Raw genomic sequence first — 16,285 nt, forward strand, 5'->3', positions numbered from 1 at the left:
GAGAAGGGAAAAACCCCTCCCATTTGAAAAGAGGCTGCGCGCGTGAGCGGGCAGCCTCTTCGGGTCGACAGTTGTAAACCGTCTTATTGCTTGCTTGCAGCCACTTGTGCAGCAACTTCTGCAGCGAAGTCATCAACTGGCTTCTCGATGCCATCACCTACTTTGAAGTAAGTGAAGGAAACGATTTCAGCGCCGGCTTTCTTGGCCAGGTCGCCGACTTTGATTTCCGGGTTCTTAACGAAAGCTTGCTCAACCAGGCTGGCTTCGGCCAGGAACTTGCTGATGCGACCGGCAACCATTTTTTCAACGATTTCTGCTGGCTTGCCTTTGATCTTGTCTTCGTTGAGGCTCATGAACACGGTTTTTTCGCGTTCGATAGCATCAGCGGAAACTTGCGATGGCAGCAGGAACTCAGGGTTGCTTGCAGCTACGTGCATGGCGATGTCACGAGCCAGCTCAGCGTTGCCGCCTTTCAGAGCCACTACAACACCGATCTTGTTGCCGTGCAGGTAAGCGTCAACAACGTCACCTTCGATGCGCGCCAGGCGACGAATGTTAACGTTCTCGCCTACTTTACCAACCAGAATCAGACGAGCTTCTTCTTGAGCGGCGATCAGCGGAGCTGCGTCGGTCAGTTTGTCAGCAAACGCTTTTTCAACGCTGGCAGCGACGAAGTTTTTGAAGTCTTCTTGCAGAGCCAGGAAGTCGGTTTGCGAGTTGACTTCAAGAATGACGGCCGACTTGTTGTCGTCCGCAACTTTAACTGCGATAGCGCCTTCAGCAGCAACGTTGCCTGCTTTTTTGGCTGCCTTGATGGCGCCCGAAGCACGCATGTCATCAATGGCTTTTTCGATGTCGCCGCCAGCCTTGGTCAAGGCTTTCTTGCAATCCATCATGCCTTCGCCAGTACGCTCACGCAGTTCTTTAACCAACGCTGCAGTAATCTCTGCCATTTCAAAATTCCTCTTGGATAGGTTTTCAACCATTCCACCCGACCGAACGGGCGTTCAATTCGTTTGAAGCGCACCCCGAATCAACTGTGCAGGTCGCCATCTGATACAGATACGACAAACATGGTTACAACAAATGGATTTCGAGGTGGCAAAAAGGGGGCCAAGCCCCCTTTTTGCGTACTGAGTAAACGCTAGGCGTTAATTACTCAGCCTTCAACTACCGCTGCAGCTGGAGCTTCTTCGACGAAAACGTCGGTGCCGCCAGCAACGTGGTTACGGCCTTTGATCACAGCATCAGCCATCGCACCCATGTACAGCTGGATAGCGCGGATTGCGTCATCGTTACCCGGGATGATGTAGTCAACACCTTCTGGGCTGCTGTTGGTATCGACAACGCCGATTACCGGGATACCCAACTTGTTAGCTTCGGTGATCGCGATACGCTCGTGGTCAACGTCGATAACGAACAGAGCGTCTGGCAGACCGCCCATGTCCTTGATACCACCCAGGCTACGATCCAGCTTCTGCAGATCGCGAGTGCGCATCAGCGCCTCTTTCTTGGTCAGCTTGGCGAAAGTACCGTCTTCTGCCTGGATTTCAAGGTCACGCAGACGCTTGATCGAAGCACGAATGGTTTTGAAGTTGGTGAGCATGCCGCCCAACCAGCGGTGATCCACGTACGGCGAACCGCAACGTGCTGCTTCTTCAGCAACGATCTTGCCAGCGGAACGCTTGGTGCCGACGAACAGAATCTTGTTTTTGCCCTGGGCCAGACGCTCTACGAAAGTCAGAGCTTCGTTGAACATTGGCAGGGTTTTTTCAAGGTTGATGATGTGGATCTTGTTACGCGCGCCAAAGATGTATTTACCCATCTTCGGGTTCCAGTAACGGGTTTGGTGACCGAAGTGCACACCGGCCTTCAGCATATCGCGCATGTTGACTTGGGACATGATAGTTCCTTAATAAGTCGGGTTAGGCCTCCACGTATCCCAACGACCAACCAGCAGCTTCAAAGCTGAAGGCACCCAGGTCATCGTGTCGACACGTGTGTGGGTTTGTGCTCTGCGGGCTATACCCGCAAAGCGGCGCATTTTATACCACAAGATGGTCAATAAACGAAGCACGGATTCTGATTTTATTGCCAAGCCGTTGCATGGCAAGGGTTTACGTCAGATTTTGCGCTTGCCGCTGACCTGACAATGTTACTGCCGCCACTGAAATATTCCAAACACCACTGAGTACATATCCATTCGATGCATCACGGCTTTCTACAGGTTGCGCCCTTACGAAGAGATCAAAAACCAGATCAAAATCTGATTCATTGGACCTGCACCTTTTTTACCCAAGCCCTGAAATAGAACCAGACTGTCCATTCTATTAATAGAAGCGATGGCAACAGGCCCATGATTAACGCCGACCGTCTGTTAGAATCGCGTTTTTATGACGGTGTGCAGCGACAAACAGCACACCCGCAATCCTGATGATGAGCGCCAACGCGCGAAGAGAGCCCGAATGACCGTCACCCTCAAAACCCCCGAGGACATCGCAAAAATGCGTGTCGCCGGCAAACTGGCCGCCGAAGTCCTGGAAATGATCGCCGAGCACGTCAAGCCCGGCGTGACCACCGAAGAGCTGGACCGCATCTGCCACGACTATATTGTCAACGTGCAGCACGCCATCCCTGCTCCGCTCAACTATAAAGGCTTCCCGAAGTCTATCTGCACCTCGATCAACCACGTGGTGTGCCACGGCATCCCTGGCGACAAGGTCCTGAAAGACGGCGACACCCTGAACATCGATGTCACCGTGATCAAGGACGGCTACCACGGCGACACCAGCCGCATGTTCCACGTCGGCAAGGTACCGGTCTGGGCCGAGCGCCTGTCGCAGGTGACTCAGGAATGCATGTACAAGGCCATCGAGATCGTCAAACCGGGCTGCCGCCTGGGCGATATCGGCGAAGTGATCCAGAAGCACGCTGAAAAGAACGGCTTCTCGGTGGTTCGCGAGTTCTGCGGCCACGGTATCGGCAAGGTCTTCCACGAAGAACCGCAAATCCTGCACTACGGTCGCGCTGGCACCGGTATGGAGCTCAAGGCAGGCATGACCTTCACCATCGAGCCGATGATCAACCAGGGCAAGGCCGACACCAAGGTGCTGGGCGATGGCTGGACCGCCATCACCAAGGACCGCAAGCTGTCCGCACAGTGGGAGCACACCCTGCTGGTGACCGAGACCGGCTACGAGATCTTCACCCTGCGCAGCGATGACACCATCCCGCGCGTTTCGGCCTGATACTTGCCTGTTGCCACCGTTTAAACAGAAAAAACCACGATAGGAATGCCAATCGATGCCGCAGGTGGATCCAGAACTTTTTGACCGCGGCCAGTTCCAGGCCGAGCTGGCATTAAAGGCAAGCCCCATTGCCGCTTTCAAAAAGGCGATCCGCCAGGCACGCGAGGTGCTCGACGAACGCTTCAAAAAAGGGCGCGATATTCGCCGCCTGATCGAAGATCGTGCATGGTTCGTCGACAACATCCTGCAACAGGCGTGGGATCAGTTCACCTGGAGCGACCAGGCGGACATCGCTCTGGTCGCAGTCGGCGGTTATGGCCGCGGCGAACTGCACCCCTACTCCGACATCGACCTGCTGATCCTGCTGGACAACGCCGACCACGAAATTTTCCGCGATTCCATTGAGCGTTTTCTGACGCTTCTCTGGGACATTGGCCTGGAAGTCGGCCAGAGCGTGCGGTCGGTGGCCGAGTGCGCAGAGCAAGCCCGTGCCGACCTGACCATCATCACCAACCTGATGGAAAGCCGCACCGTTGCTGGTCCCGAGCATCTGCGCCAGCGCATGCTGGACGTCACCAGCACCGAGCACATGTGGCCCAGCAAAGACTTTTTCCTGGCCAAGCGCGCCGAGCAGAAGGCTCGCCACCACAAGTACAACGACACCGAATACAACCTGGAACCCAACGTCAAAGGCTCCCCTGGCGGCCTGCGCGATATCCAGACCCTGTTGTGGGTAGCCCGCCGCCAGTACGGGACCCTGAACCTGCGCGCCCTGGCCGGCGAAGGCTTTCTGGTCGAAAGCGAGCACGCCCTGCTCGCCTCATCCCAGGAGTTTTTGTGGAAGGTGCGCTACGCCCTGCACATGCTCGCAGGCCGCTCCGAAGACCGCCTGCTGTTCGATCATCAGCGCAGCATCGGCGAATTGCTGGGCTTTGCCGGCGAAGATGCCAAGCAAACCATCGAAAACTTCATGCAGCAGTACTACCGGGTGGTCATGAGCATTGCCCAGCTCAGCGACCTGATCATCCAGCACTTCGAAGAGATCATCCTCGCTCCCGAAGACGAAGCGCCGCCAACGCCCTTGAACTCACGCTTCCAGTTGCACGATGGCTATATCGAAGCCACCAGCGACTACGTGTTCAAGCGTACGCCCTTCGCCATGCTCGAAATTTTTCTGCTGATGGCCCAACACCCTGAAATCAAGGGCGTACGGGCCGATACAATCCGCCTGCTGCGCGAACATCGCTACCTGATCGACGACGATTTCCGTAAAGACATTCGCAATACCAGCCTGTTTATCGAGCTGTTCAAGTGCAAGATCGGTATCCACCGCAACCTGCGCCGCATGAACCGCTACGGCATTCTCGGACGCTACCTGCCCGAATTCGGCTTTATCGTCGGGCAGATGCAGCACGACCTGTTCCACATCTATACGGTCGACGCCCATACCCTGAACCTGATCAAGCACCTGCGTAAGCTGCAATACACCCAGGTATCAGAGAAATTCCCGCTGGCCAGCAAGCTGATGGCCAAGCTGCCAAAACCCGAACTGATCTATCTGGCCGGGCTGTACCACGACATCGGCAAAGGCCGACACGGCGACCATTCCGAAATTGGCGCAGTGGATGCCGAGGTGTTCTGCATTCGCCACCAGTTGCCGCTGTGGGACACGCGCCTGATCGTCTGGCTGGTGCAAAACCATCTGGTGATGTCCACCACCGCTCAACGCAAAGACCTGTCAGATCCGCAGGTCATCCATGACTTTGCCCAGATCGTGGTCGACGAAACTCATCTCGACTACCTCTATGTACTGACCGTCGCCGACATCAACGCCACCAACCCGACGCTGTGGAACTCCTGGCGCGCCAGCCTGTTGCGCCAGCTCTACACCGAAACCAAGCGCGCCTTGCGTCGCGGCCTGGAAAACCCGGTAGACCGCGAAGAACAGATTCGCCAGACCCAAAGTGCTGCGCTGGACACCCTGGTACGCAATGGCAACGATCAGGATGATGTGGAGCAGCTCTGGTCACAACTGGGTGATGACTACTTCTTGCGCCACACCTCGGCCGACGTAGCCCTGCACACCGAAGCCATCCTGCAACAGCCCGCCGATGGCGGGCCGCTGGTGCTGATCAAGGAAACCACCCAGCGCGAGTTCGAGGGCGGCACGCAGATCTTCATCTATGCACCCGATCAGCACGACTTCTTCGCCGTGACCGTGGCGGCCATGGACCAGCTCAACCTGAACATCCATGACGCACGCATCATCACGTCCAGCAGCCAGTTCACCCTCGACACCTATATCGTGCTCGACAACGACGGCGGCTCCATCGGCAACGATCCGGCGCGCATTGAAAAAATCCGCAAGGGCCTGACCGAAGCCCTGCGCAACCCGGACGACTACCCGACCATTATCCAGCGCCGGGTACCGCGCCAACTGAAACACTTTGCCTTCGCGCCCCAAGTGACAATCCACAACGACGCCCAGCGCCCGGTCACCGTACTGGAACTCAGCGCCCCAGACCGCCCGGGCCTGCTGGCCCGGATCGGGATGATCTTTCTGGAGTTCGACCTGTCGTTGCAAAACGCCAAGATCGCCACCCTGGGCGAGCGCGTCGAAGACGTATTTTTCATTACCGATGCACACAACCAACCGTTGTCCGACCCACAGCTGTGCATGCGCCTGCAGGAAGCGATCGTCGAACAACTGACGGTCAACCAGGATTCAACCCCAGAACCGTGGCGCCTTAGCATTTAACCGCCGCCGAGTGAGACCCGCACCCCATGAACAACGCTCTAAACCAGCTTCAGCCTTACCCGTTCGAAAAACTGCGCGCCCTGCTTGGCAGCGTGCAGCCCAATGCCGACAAGCGACCGATTGCGCTGTCGATTGGCGAACCGAAACACCGCTCGCCGGACTTCGTGGCCAAGGCACTGGCTGACAATCTCGACCAGATGGCGGTCTACCCGACCACCCTGGGCATCCCCGCGCTGCGTGAAGCCATCGCTGGCTGGGCCGAGCGTCGCTTCAACGTGCCAAAAGGCTGGCTAGACCCGGCGCGCAATATCCTGCCGGTCAACGGCACCCGTGAAGCCCTGTTCGCCTTCACCCAAACCGTGGTCAACCGTGGCGACGACGCACTGGTCGTCAGCCCGAACCCGTTCTATCAGATCTACGAAGGCGCAGCCTTCCTTGCCGGGGCCCAGCCGCACTACCTGCCATGCCTGGCCGAACATGGCTTCAACCCGGATTTCGACGCGGTATCGGCCGAGACCTGGAAGCGCTGCCAGATTCTGTTCCTGTGCTCACCGGGCAACCCGACCGGCGCACTGATCCCCCTCGACACCTTGAAAAAACTCATCGCCCTGGCCGACGAACACGATTTCGTGATCGCCGCCGACGAGTGTTACAGCGAGCTGTACTTCGACGAGCAAACGCCGCCAGTGGGCCTGCTCAGCGCTTGCGTGGCACTGGGCCGTGAAGACTTCAAGCGTTGCGTGGTGTTCCACAGCCTGTCCAAGCGCTCGAACCTGCCAGGCCTGCGCTCAGGCTTCGTGGCGGGCGACGCCGAGATCCTCAAGGCATTTTTGCTGTATCGCACCTACCACGGCTGCGCCATGCCGGTACAAACCCAGCTGGCCAGCATTGCCGCCTGGAATGACGAGGCTCACGTACGCACCAACCGCGATTTGTATCGCGAGAAATTCGATGCGGTGCTGGCGATCCTGGCCCCGGTACTGGACGTACAGCGCCCGGATGGCGGGTTTTACCTGTGGCCAAGGGTTGAGGGCGACGACGCCGAGTTCTGCCGCGACCTGTTTGCGCAAGAGCACGTGACCGTGGTGCCGGGCTCTTACCTGTCCCGTGAAGTCGACGGTTTCAACCCTGGAGCAGGACGGGTACGCATGGCACTGGTCGCGCCACTGGCTGAGTGCGTAGAAGCCGCCGAGCGCATTCGCGACTTTATCCAGCGCCGGGGCTGAACCCCTCGACACTGACCCGCTCCCACACAATGGCACTGCAAGGAGCTATAAAACCGGTGGGAGCGGGCTTGCCTGCGATGCCATCAACTCGGTCTGACTGACAAACCGCGGCGATACAATCGCGAGCAAGCCCGCTCCCACACAAGGCTGGTGTATCACTTCACCGACCCCAGATTGGCCTCGCTCAAGTCCAGATCCTTGAGAATCTCGCTCAATGCGTCATCCCCGATTTCGTGATGACGTCTCAAGCTGTAAAGCTCCAGCCGTTGCGCCCTGAGCGCCTTGAGTCGCAGCCGGCTTTCCAGCTGGTCCATCTGGGTCGCCAGTTCCTGCGCCTGCGCCGTGTCGTTATACACCTCAAGTTGATGACGATATTCGGACATGATCCGCGCCTTCAACTCAGCCGCCAACGCTGCCTGAGCGGCATCCTGCTGCCCAACTGCCTCGATCACGTCTTCAGCTTCCAGCGCGTGGATCGCCGCCTCGGCAGTGCGTCGCCAGGCTTCTCGCACTTCATTGCGCATGGCATCGTCCGGGCTTTTTTCAATCCCGCGCAACAACAAGGGCAGCGCAATGCAAGCCGCCACCAGAGACAGCAGGATCACCCCCGCAGCAATAAAGATCAGCAGGTCACGCTCGGGAAAATCCAGCCCCTCGTTCAGTAACAGCGGTATGGACATCACACCCGCCAGCGTCACTGCGCCGCGCACACCCCCAACGGTCAAGAGCCAGCAGGAGCGTGCAGTCGGCACCATTGTCAGCTCACCCTTGCCGCGCAGGCGGCGCAACAGGCCAGACAAACGCCAGATGCTCTGTACCCAGATAAATCGCAGCGCCAGCAACACCAGAAAAATCGCCACGACATCCAGGCAGCGATACATCAAGGCGGGCCACAGTGTTGGCTCCAGGTGGACCACAGCCTTGATGATGTCCGGCAGTTGCAGGCCCAACAGCAAAAAGATCAAACCGTTGAACGCAAACTCCAGCAGCGACCACACACTGCGGTTAAGCATCCGGGTGCTGGTCTGGCGCGGCAACAGGTCCAGCCAGCTCTGCATCATCCCTGCGGCAACGGCTGACAAGATACCCGACGCGCCCAGGCGCTCGGCCAGTACATAGGCCGCAAAAGGCAGCAGCAACATAAACACCACGTGGGTTGCCGGGTCATCCCAGCCACGGGCGATCATCCACGAGCGCAGGCGCCCCACCAGCCAGCTCAGGGCCACACCGATGGCCAAACCGCCGCACGCCACCAACACAAACGCCAGGCTGGCATTGGTCAGGGAAAACACCCCGGTAATGGCGGCCACCAGTGCAAACTTGAATGTCACCAGGCCCGTCGCATCATTCATCAATGCCTCGCCTTGAAGCATGTGCATCAAGGGTGCGGGCAAACGATTTTGCGCGATGGCCGATACCGCCACGGCATCGGTGGGTGACAGCACCGCCGCCAGCGCAAACGCCACCGGCAAGGGGATGGTCGGCAATAGCCAGTGAATGAAATAACCTGCACCCACCACCGTGAACAGCACCAACCCGACCGCCAGCGTCAGGATCGGCCCGCGCAGGCGCCAGAACTCGCGTTTGGGCATGCGCCAGCCATCCGAGAACAGCAGCGGCGGCAGGAACAGAAACAGGAACAATTCTGGCTCCAGGGCCACGTGCAGGCCCAGGGTCGGCCAGGCCAGTACAGCGCCAGCAGCAATCTGCACCAATGGCAAAGGCAAGGGAATCAAACGCCCCAATAGACGCGAGACTCCCACCAGCATCAGCAGGATGAGGACGGTATAGGCGGTTTGCATATCGACAAGGTTCCCAAACAATCAGCTTCTACTAGACACAGCTAGCAACATTTTTGCATTGCAGGTCATAGTAGCCGCTGGCGATACATCTGGAGCCTGAACATAAGTCGCAGTGCGACGACATGTCACAAGAACATGAGATGCTCAAGCCATCCACGCCCAAGCACGCTGCCCATGGCATAATCCGCGGCTGATCATTTTCACGCATCTCCAAGGGGGGCAATTTCCGTGACCGATTCAAGCAAGACGTTGCACCTTTTCGGCATCAAAGCCTGCGACACCATGAAAAAGGCTCGCACCTGGCTGGATGAACATGCTGTGCGCTACGACTTCCATGACTACAAAAGCAGCGGCATTGACCGTGAACACCTGACCCAGTGGTGCAACGAGCACGGCTGGCAAGTGGTGCTCAATCGCGCAGGTACAACCTTTCGCAAGCTCGACGACGAACGCAAAGCCGATCTCGACCAAGCCAAAGCCATTGAACTGATGCTCGCCCAACCCTCGATGATCAAGCGCCCTGTGCTCGATCTCGGTGACAAAACCCTGATTGGCTTCAAGCCAGATCTTTATGCGGCGGCCCTTCTTTAAGCGACCGCCCATTTATTTTTGTAAGAGGTAATTGCATGTCTACTACCCTGTTCAGCGCAGCCTTCGGCGTCGGCACCCAAAACCGTCAAGGCGCATGGCTGGAAGTGTTCTACGCACAACCCCTGATCAATCCATCGGCCGAGCTGATCGCAGCCGTAGCCCCAATCCTGGGCTACACCGGCGGCAATCAGGCAATCACCTTTACCACCGCGCAAGCAGCACAAATGGCTGAAGCCGTTAAACCGGTCGATGCAGCTCAAGCAGCCCTGCTGACCCGTCTGGCCGAAAGCCACAAGCCGCTGGTCGCCACTTTGCTGGCCGAAGATGCCGCGCTGACCTCAACGCCAGAGGCCTACCTCAAGCTGCACCTGCTGTCCCATCGCCTGGTCAAGCCCCACGGCCTGAACCTGGCCGGTGTGTTCCCGCTGCTGCCGAACGTGGCCTGGACCAGCCAGGGCGCCATCGACCTGAGCGAGCTGGCCGAGCGTCAACTCGAAGCGCGCCTGCGTGGCGAACTGCTGGAAGTGTTCTCGGTCGACAAGTTCCCGAAAATGACCGACTACGTGGTGCCTGCTGGCGTGCGTATCGCTGACGCGGCCCGTCTTCGCCTGGGTGCTTACATCGGCGAAGGCACCACCGTGATGCACGAAGGTTTCGTCAACTTCAACGCTGGCACCGAAGGCCCGGGCATGATCGAAGGCCGCGTCTCGGCTGGCGTATTCGTCGGCAAGGGTTCGGACCTGGGCGGCGGTTGCTCCACCATGGGCACCCTGTCGGGTGGTGGCAACATCGTGATCAAGGTGGGCGAAGGCTGCCTGATCGGCGCTAACGCCGGTATCGGCATCCCGCTGGGCGACCGCAACACGGTTGAATCCGGCCTGTACCTGACGGCTGGCACCAAAGTGGCGCTGCTGGACGAAAACAACCAGCTGGTTAAAGTACTTAAAGCCCGTGACCTTGCAGGCCAACCTGACCTGCTGTTCCGTCGCAACTCGCAAACCGGCGCTGTGGAATGCAAAACCCACAAGTCGGCCATCGAGCTGAACGAAGCACTGCACGCTCACAACTAAGCGTTTATCTGCCACTGACGGGGCTGGTTTCCAGCCTCGTCAACAGAGCCCGAACACCATGCTTTTGCCTTCTCCCTGGCGCGCTGACTTCCCAGCCATCGCCGCCTTGCAACGTCAGGACCAGACCTATCTGGACAACGCTGCAACCACGCAAAAACCCCAAGCCCTGCTCGACGCACTGACGCACTACTACGCCAACGGCGCAGCCAACGTGCACAGGGCCCAACACCTGCCGGGCGCTCACGCGACCCAGGCATTCGAAAACACCCGCCACAAAGTGACGCAATGGCTCAATGCCGGCGAATGCGGGCAAATCGTTTTCACCCACGGCGCCACCTCGGCCCTGAACCTTCTGGCCTATGGCCTGGAGCACCAATTCAATGCGGGCGATGACATTGTTATCAGCGCCCTGGAACACCACGCCAACCTGCTGCCGTGGCAACAGCTTGCCCAGCGTAAACAACTGAATCTGGTGGTATTGCCACTGGATGCCGATGGCGTCATCGACCTCGATGCGGCCGCTCGCCTGATCACCCCGCGCACCCGCCTGCTGGCCGTGAGCCAACTGTCCAACGTACTCGGCGTGTGGCAGCCCTTGCCCGCGCTGTTGGCCCTGGCCAAGGCACAACATGCACTGACGGTGGTTGATGGCGCACAAGGGGTGGTCCATGGCCGGCATGACGTGCAAGCGCTGGGCTGCGACTTCTACGTATTTTCCAGCCACAAACTCTACGGTCCCGACGGGCTGGGCGTGCTGTTCGGTCGCCACGAAGCACTGGCCCGATTGCAGCACTGGCAGTTTGGCGGCGAGATGGTGCAAGAAGCCGACTACCAGCACGCCACCTTCCGCCCCGCCCCGCTCGGGTTTGAGGCTGGCACTCCGCCGATTGCCAGCGTGATCGGGCTGGGGGCAACCCTAAACTACCTGGCCAACCTCGATCAGGCCGCCGTCCAAGCCCACGAAGCAGCGCTGCACGCGCTACTGGTCGATGGCTTGAAACAGCGCCAAGGCATTCAACTGCTCGGGTCGCCACACTTGGCGCTGGTCAGCTTTGTGGTTGAGGGCGTGCACAACGCCGACCTGGCCCACTTGTTGACCGAACAGGGGATTGCCGTTCGCGCCGGGCATCACTGCGCCATGCCGCTACTGAAAAGCTTTGGGCTGGCCGGTGCCATCCGTGTCTCGCTGGCGCTGTACAACGACTCGGAAGATCTGGAACGCTTCTTCGACGCCCTTGATCAGGCTTTGGAGCTTTTGCAATGACCCTGCCCGCCGACGCCCAGGCCGCACTCGACAGTTTTGAGCACTGCTCGGGCTGGGAGCAGCGCGCACGCCTGCTCATGCAATGGGGCCAGCGCCTGGCGCCATTGAGCGACGCCGACAAAACCGATGCTCATCGCGTGCATGGCTGTGAAAGCCAGGTGTGGCTGGTGGGCGAACGGGTCGATGGCCATTGGCAATTTGCTGCCAGCAGTGATGCGCGACTGATTCGCGGTTTGGTGGCGTTACTGCTGGCGCGAGTCAATGGCTTGAGCACCGAGCAACTGCAACAGGTTGACTTGCCTGACTGGTTCGACCAGCTGGGTCTGAGCCGCCAGCTATCACCGTCGCGCAGCAATGGCTTGAACGCCGTGCTGCAGCGGATGCGGGAATTGGCAGGCTGAACCGCAGCGATACCTGTAGTCGCTGACGAGGAACGAGGCTGCGATTGGCTGCGTAGCAGTCATGAATTAGCCGTTCATGTGTAGCAGGAATCTCGAGGATTCAGACTGTACGGGGTGCTACTCACCCCGATCGCAGCCTCGTTCCTCGTCAGCGACTACAAGGACCGCATCGCACTCATTCAGGCTTGACCCGCTCCGAAGGCCGGCGCACGCCCGCTACGATTTTGTCCACCGCCTTGGTGGCCGCGACCATGCCGAAGGTCGCCGTCACCATCATCACCGCGCCAAAACCACCGGCGCAGTCCAGTTTGACGCCATCACCGACAAAGCTCTTCTGCAGGCAAATACTGCCGTCCGGCTTGGGATAGCGCAGCTGCTCGGTGGAGAACACGCATGGCACGCTGTAATGGCGCGTCATGGTCCGCGAAAAGCCATAGTCGCGGCGCAAGGTCGAACGAACTTTCGAGGCCAGCGGGTCATTGAACGTGCGGTTCAAGTCACAGACCTGAATCAGCGTCGGGTCGATTTGCCCGCCCGCACCACCGGTCGTGATGATCTGGATCTTGCGGCGCTTGCACCAGGCAATCAGTGCCGCCTTGGCATTGACGCTGTCGATGCAGTCGATCACGCAGTCAATATTCGGGGTGATGTACTCGGCCATGGTTTCGCGCGTCACGAAATCCGCGACTTCGTGAACGATGCAGTCCGGGTTGATCTGACGCAGACGCTCGGCCATCACCTCGACCTTGTCCCGACCAATGGTCGTGCTCAAGGCGTGCAACTGCCGGTTGCTGTTGCTGACGCAAACGTCATCCAGGTCAAACAGCGAAATTTCGCCCACACCGCAGCGCGCAATCGCTTCCGCAGCCCAGGACCCGACACCGCCCACACCGACGATCGCCACATGTGCCGCCTTCAGTCGTTCAAGGCCTTCCAGCCCATATAACCGGGCTACACCGGCAAAACGTGGATCTTCTGTACTCATGACCAACCCCCAAAAACCGGCGCGCATTATAGGGGGATGACATGACATTGAGTATTTTTCCTACAAGCTATCCGACCAAGACTGCTTTAATGGCCTATAGAGTAGGAAGACAAGAGCTACAAGAAATAAATAAAGAACTTAAGTTCGCTGCAACTGCCAAATGCCAGACCCAATTCCATCAGCTATACGATAGGTCTGAGCACAGTGTAGGATGCGCGCCGCTTGGCACCCGCCGACCGATCTTCGTTCCACTCCCTTTGGAACCCGAAATAGTTATGTCATCGCGTAAATTTGGACTCAACCTGGTGGTGGTACTGGCCATTGCCGCACTGTTCACAGGCTTCTGGGCGCTGATCAATCGCCCGGTGTCTGCACCCAACTGGCCCGATCAAATCTCCGGTTTTTCGTATTCGCCGTTCCAACAAGGCCAGTACCCGCAGAAAGACCAGTACCCGACCGACGATGAAATGCGTCGCGACCTGGAGATCCTCAGCAAGCTGACCGATAACATTCGGACCTACTCGGTCGACGGCACCTTGGGTAATATCCCCAAGCTGGCGGAAGAGTTCGGTTTGCGCGTGACCATCGGGATCTGGATCAGCCCTGATCTGGAGCGCAACGAGCGCGAAATCCAGAAAGCCATCGAGCTGGCCAATAACTCGCGCAGCGTCGTGCGGGTTGTGGTGGGTAACGAAGCCCTGTTCCGTGAAGAGATCACGCCAGAAGACCTGATCGTGCTGCTGGATCGTGTCCGGGCCGCGGTCAAGGTGCCTGTCACCACGTCCGAGCAATGGCATATCTGGGAGAAATACCCGCAACTGGCCAAGCACGTTGACCTGATCGCCGCGCACATCCTGCCGTACTGGGAATTTATCCCGGTGGACAAGGCCGGTGAGTTCGTACTGGACCGTGCCCGCGACCTGAAAAAACTGTTCCCGAAAAAGCCCCTGCTGCTGTCGGAGGTTGGCTGGCCGAGCAATGGCCGCATGCGCGGTGGCGCTGATGCCACCCCGGCCGACCAGGCGATTTATCTGCGTACGCTGGTCAACACCCTGAACCGTCGCGGCTACAACTACTTTGTGATCGAAGCCTTCGACCAGCCATGGAAGGCCAGCGATGAAGGCTCCGTAGGCGCGTACTGGGGCGTGTACAACGCTGCACGCCAGCAAAAATTCAACTTTGAAGGCCCGGTGGTCGCCATCCCGCAATGGCGCGTACTGGCCATTGGTTCGGTGGTGATGGGCTTGCTGTCGCTGGCGCTGCTGCTGATCGACGGCTCCGCACTGCGCCAGCGGGGTCGCACCTTCCTGACCTTCACCGCGTTCCTGTGCGGATCGGTGCTGGTGTGGATCGGTTACGACTACAGCCAGCAATACAGCACATGGTTCAGCCTGACCGTCGGCTTCCTGCTCGGACTGGGCGCGCTCGGGGTGTTTATTGTCCTGCTGACCGAGGCCCATGAGCTGGCCGAGGCGGTCTGGACGCATAAGCGGCGACGAGAGTTCCTGCCGGTCGAAAGCGACGACGCCTATCGCCCGAAAGTCTCGATCCATGTGCCCTGCTACAACGAGCCGCCAGAGATGGTCAAACAGACCCTCGATGCCCTGGCGAACCTCGACTACCCCGATTTCGAAGTGTTGATCATCGATAACAACACCAAGGATCCGGCAGTCTGGGAGCCCGTGCGCGACTACTGCGCCACCCTGGGCCCGCGCTTCAAGTTCTTCCACGTGGCACCCCTGGCCGGCTTCAAGGGCGGCGCGCTGAACTACCTGATCCCGCACACCGCGCCGGATGCCGAAGTGATTGCTGTGATCGACTCCGATTACTGTGTGGATCGCAACTGGCTCAAGCACATGGTGCCGCACTTTGCCGATCCGAAAATCGCCATTGTGCAATCGCCCCAGGACTACCGCGACCAGAACGAAAGCACCTTCAAGAAGCTCTGCTACTCGGAATACAAGGGTTTCTTCCACATCGGCATGGTCACCCGCAACGACCGCGACGCGATCATTCAGCACGGCACCATGACCATGACCCGACGCTCCGTGCTCGAAGAGCTCGGCTGGGCGGACTGGTGCATCTGTGAAGACGCCGAGCTGGGCCTGCGCGTATTCGAAAAAGGCTATTCCGCAGCGTATTCCCACAACAGCTACGGCAAGGGCCTGATGCCTGACACCTTTATCGACTTCAAGAAACAGCGATTCCGCTGGGCCTACGGTGCGATTCAGATCATCAAGCGTCACACCTCAAGCCTGTTGCGCGGTAAAGACACTGAACTGACCCGTGGCCAGCGCTATCACTTCCTCGCGGGCTGGCTGCCGTGGGTGGCCGATGGCATGAACATCTTCTTCACCGTGGGCGCCCTGTTGTGGTCGGCGGCGATGATTATCGTGCCGACGCGGGTCGATCCGCCGCTGCTGATTTTCGCCATCCCGCCATTGGCACTGTTCGTGTTCAAGGTCGGCAAGATCATCTTCCTGTACCGCCGTGCCGTGGGGGTTAACCTCAAGGATGCGTTTGCGGCAGCACTGGCCGGGCTGGCGTTGTCCCACACCATCGCGAAAGCGGTGCTGTACGGATTCTTCACCACCAGCATTCCGTTCTTCCGGACACCCAAGAACGCCGATAACCACGGCTTCTGGGTCGCCATTTCGGAAGCCCGTGAAGAAGTGTTCATCATGCTGTTGCTCTGGGGCGCGGCGCTGGGGATCTTCCTGGTCCAGGGTCTGCCAAGCAACGACATGCGCTTCTGGGTGGTGATGTTGCTGGTGCAGTCGCTGCCGTATCTGGCGGCGCTGATCATGGCCTTTATGTCTTCGCTGCCCAAACCGGTGGACGCGGCACAAGAGCAACCGGCTGCATAAATTGACTGCAACCTCCTAAACGGCGGCCTCTGGCCGCCGTTTTGCTTTAAGATAACCGCCCTTTCTCGCCCGC

The 16,285-nt window shown here is 58.8% G+C and carries 12 protein-coding genes; 8 read left to right on the top strand and 4 right to left on the bottom strand.

The window, feature by feature from the left end; genetic code table 11:
• Positions 1 to 83: 83 nt before the first annotated feature.
• Together tsf and rpsB are read right to left on the bottom strand one after the other, a co-directional pair.
• Positions 84 to 953, bottom strand: coding sequence for a translation elongation factor Ts (tsf, locus tag V6P94_RS22205; protein WP_133077728.1), 870 nt, complete (start codon positions 951 to 953; stop codon positions 84 to 86).
• Positions 954 to 1,159: 206 nt separating this feature from the next.
• On the bottom strand, positions 1,160 to 1,903 hold the full coding sequence (gene rpsB / locus V6P94_RS22210; protein ID WP_016781981.1) for a 30S ribosomal protein S2: 744 nt from the start codon (positions 1,901 to 1,903) through the stop codon (positions 1,160 to 1,162).
• Between the two features lie 490 nt (positions 1,904 to 2,393).
• Between rpsB and map the strand changes: the two genes are divergently transcribed.
• From map to dapC, 3 genes are read left to right on the top strand one after another with little or no spacing between them, the layout of a single operon-like run.
• Positions 2,394 to 3,248: a type I methionyl aminopeptidase gene (gene map / locus V6P94_RS22215; protein WP_326397448.1), complete on the top strand. Its 855-nt coding sequence runs from the start codon at positions 2,394 to 2,396 to the stop codon at positions 3,246 to 3,248.
• Between the two features lie 55 nt (positions 3,249 to 3,303).
• A complete protein-coding gene (locus tag V6P94_RS22220; RefSeq protein WP_219261627.1) occupies positions 3,304 to 6,006 on the top strand; it encodes a [protein-PII] uridylyltransferase in 2,703 nt (900 codons plus the stop codon).
• Between the two features lie 26 nt (positions 6,007 to 6,032).
• Positions 6,033 to 7,232 (top strand): succinyldiaminopimelate transaminase, encoded by a 1,200-nt coding sequence (gene dapC, locus V6P94_RS22225; protein WP_326397445.1) that lies wholly within the window; start codon positions 6,033 to 6,035, stop codon positions 7,230 to 7,232.
• A gap of 155 nt (positions 7,233 to 7,387) precedes the next feature.
• On the opposite strand, the gene V6P94_RS22230 is transcribed toward dapC, so the two are convergent.
• Positions 7,388 to 9,034 (bottom strand): Na+/H+ antiporter, encoded by a 1,647-nt coding sequence (locus tag V6P94_RS22230; protein ID WP_338648697.1) that lies wholly within the window; start codon positions 9,032 to 9,034, stop codon positions 7,388 to 7,390.
• A gap of 282 nt (positions 9,035 to 9,316) precedes the next feature.
• On the opposite strand from V6P94_RS22230, the gene V6P94_RS22235 reads away from it, so the two are divergent.
• Genes V6P94_RS22235 through V6P94_RS22250 form a run of 4 tightly spaced genes read left to right on the top strand, consistent with a single transcriptional unit; the run spans position 9,317 to position 12,360 of the window.
• Entirely contained in the window at positions 9,317 to 9,625 is a 309-nt protein-coding gene (locus V6P94_RS22235) for an arsenate reductase (protein ID WP_228795906.1), read from the top strand.
• Positions 9,626 to 9,660: 35 nt separating this feature from the next.
• The gene (dapD, locus tag V6P94_RS22240) at positions 9,661 to 10,695 is read left to right on the top strand and encodes a 2,3,4,5-tetrahydropyridine-2,6-dicarboxylate N-succinyltransferase (protein ID WP_133077733.1); all 1,035 of its coding nucleotides are present in this window, start codon (positions 9,661 to 9,663) and stop codon (positions 10,693 to 10,695) included.
• A 58-nt stretch (positions 10,696 to 10,753) separates the two neighbouring features.
• Entirely contained in the window at positions 10,754 to 11,959 is a 1,206-nt protein-coding gene (locus V6P94_RS22245; protein ID WP_219261629.1) for an aminotransferase class V-fold PLP-dependent enzyme, read from the top strand.
• Positions 11,956 to 12,360: a SufE family protein gene (locus V6P94_RS22250; protein ID WP_133077735.1), complete on the top strand. Its 405-nt coding sequence runs from the start codon at positions 11,956 to 11,958 to the stop codon at positions 12,358 to 12,360. The genes V6P94_RS22245 and V6P94_RS22250 overlap by 4 nt, the downstream gene beginning before the upstream one ends.
• Before the next feature lie 175 nt (positions 12,361 to 12,535).
• Here V6P94_RS22250 and tcdA read toward each other — a convergent pair whose 3' ends face one another.
• The gene (tcdA, locus tag V6P94_RS22255) at positions 12,536 to 13,345 is read right to left on the bottom strand and encodes a tRNA cyclic N6-threonylcarbamoyladenosine(37) synthase TcdA (protein ID WP_133077736.1); all 810 of its coding nucleotides are present in this window, start codon (positions 13,343 to 13,345) and stop codon (positions 12,536 to 12,538) included.
• A gap of 275 nt (positions 13,346 to 13,620) precedes the next feature.
• Here tcdA and V6P94_RS22260 point away from each other — a divergent pair, with 275 nt between their 5' ends.
• Positions 13,621 to 16,212 carry a glycosyltransferase gene (locus V6P94_RS22260; protein ID WP_326397444.1) on the top strand — a complete coding sequence of 864 codons (2,592 nt, stop codon included), beginning with the start codon at positions 13,621 to 13,623 and terminating at the stop codon, positions 16,210 to 16,212.
• The last annotated feature ends 73 nt before the right edge of the window (positions 16,213 to 16,285 follow it).

It is taken from the genome of Pseudomonas sp. ML2-2023-3 (genome assembly GCF_037055275.1).
GTDB lineage: Bacteria > Pseudomonadota > Gammaproteobacteria > Pseudomonadales > Pseudomonadaceae > Aquipseudomonas.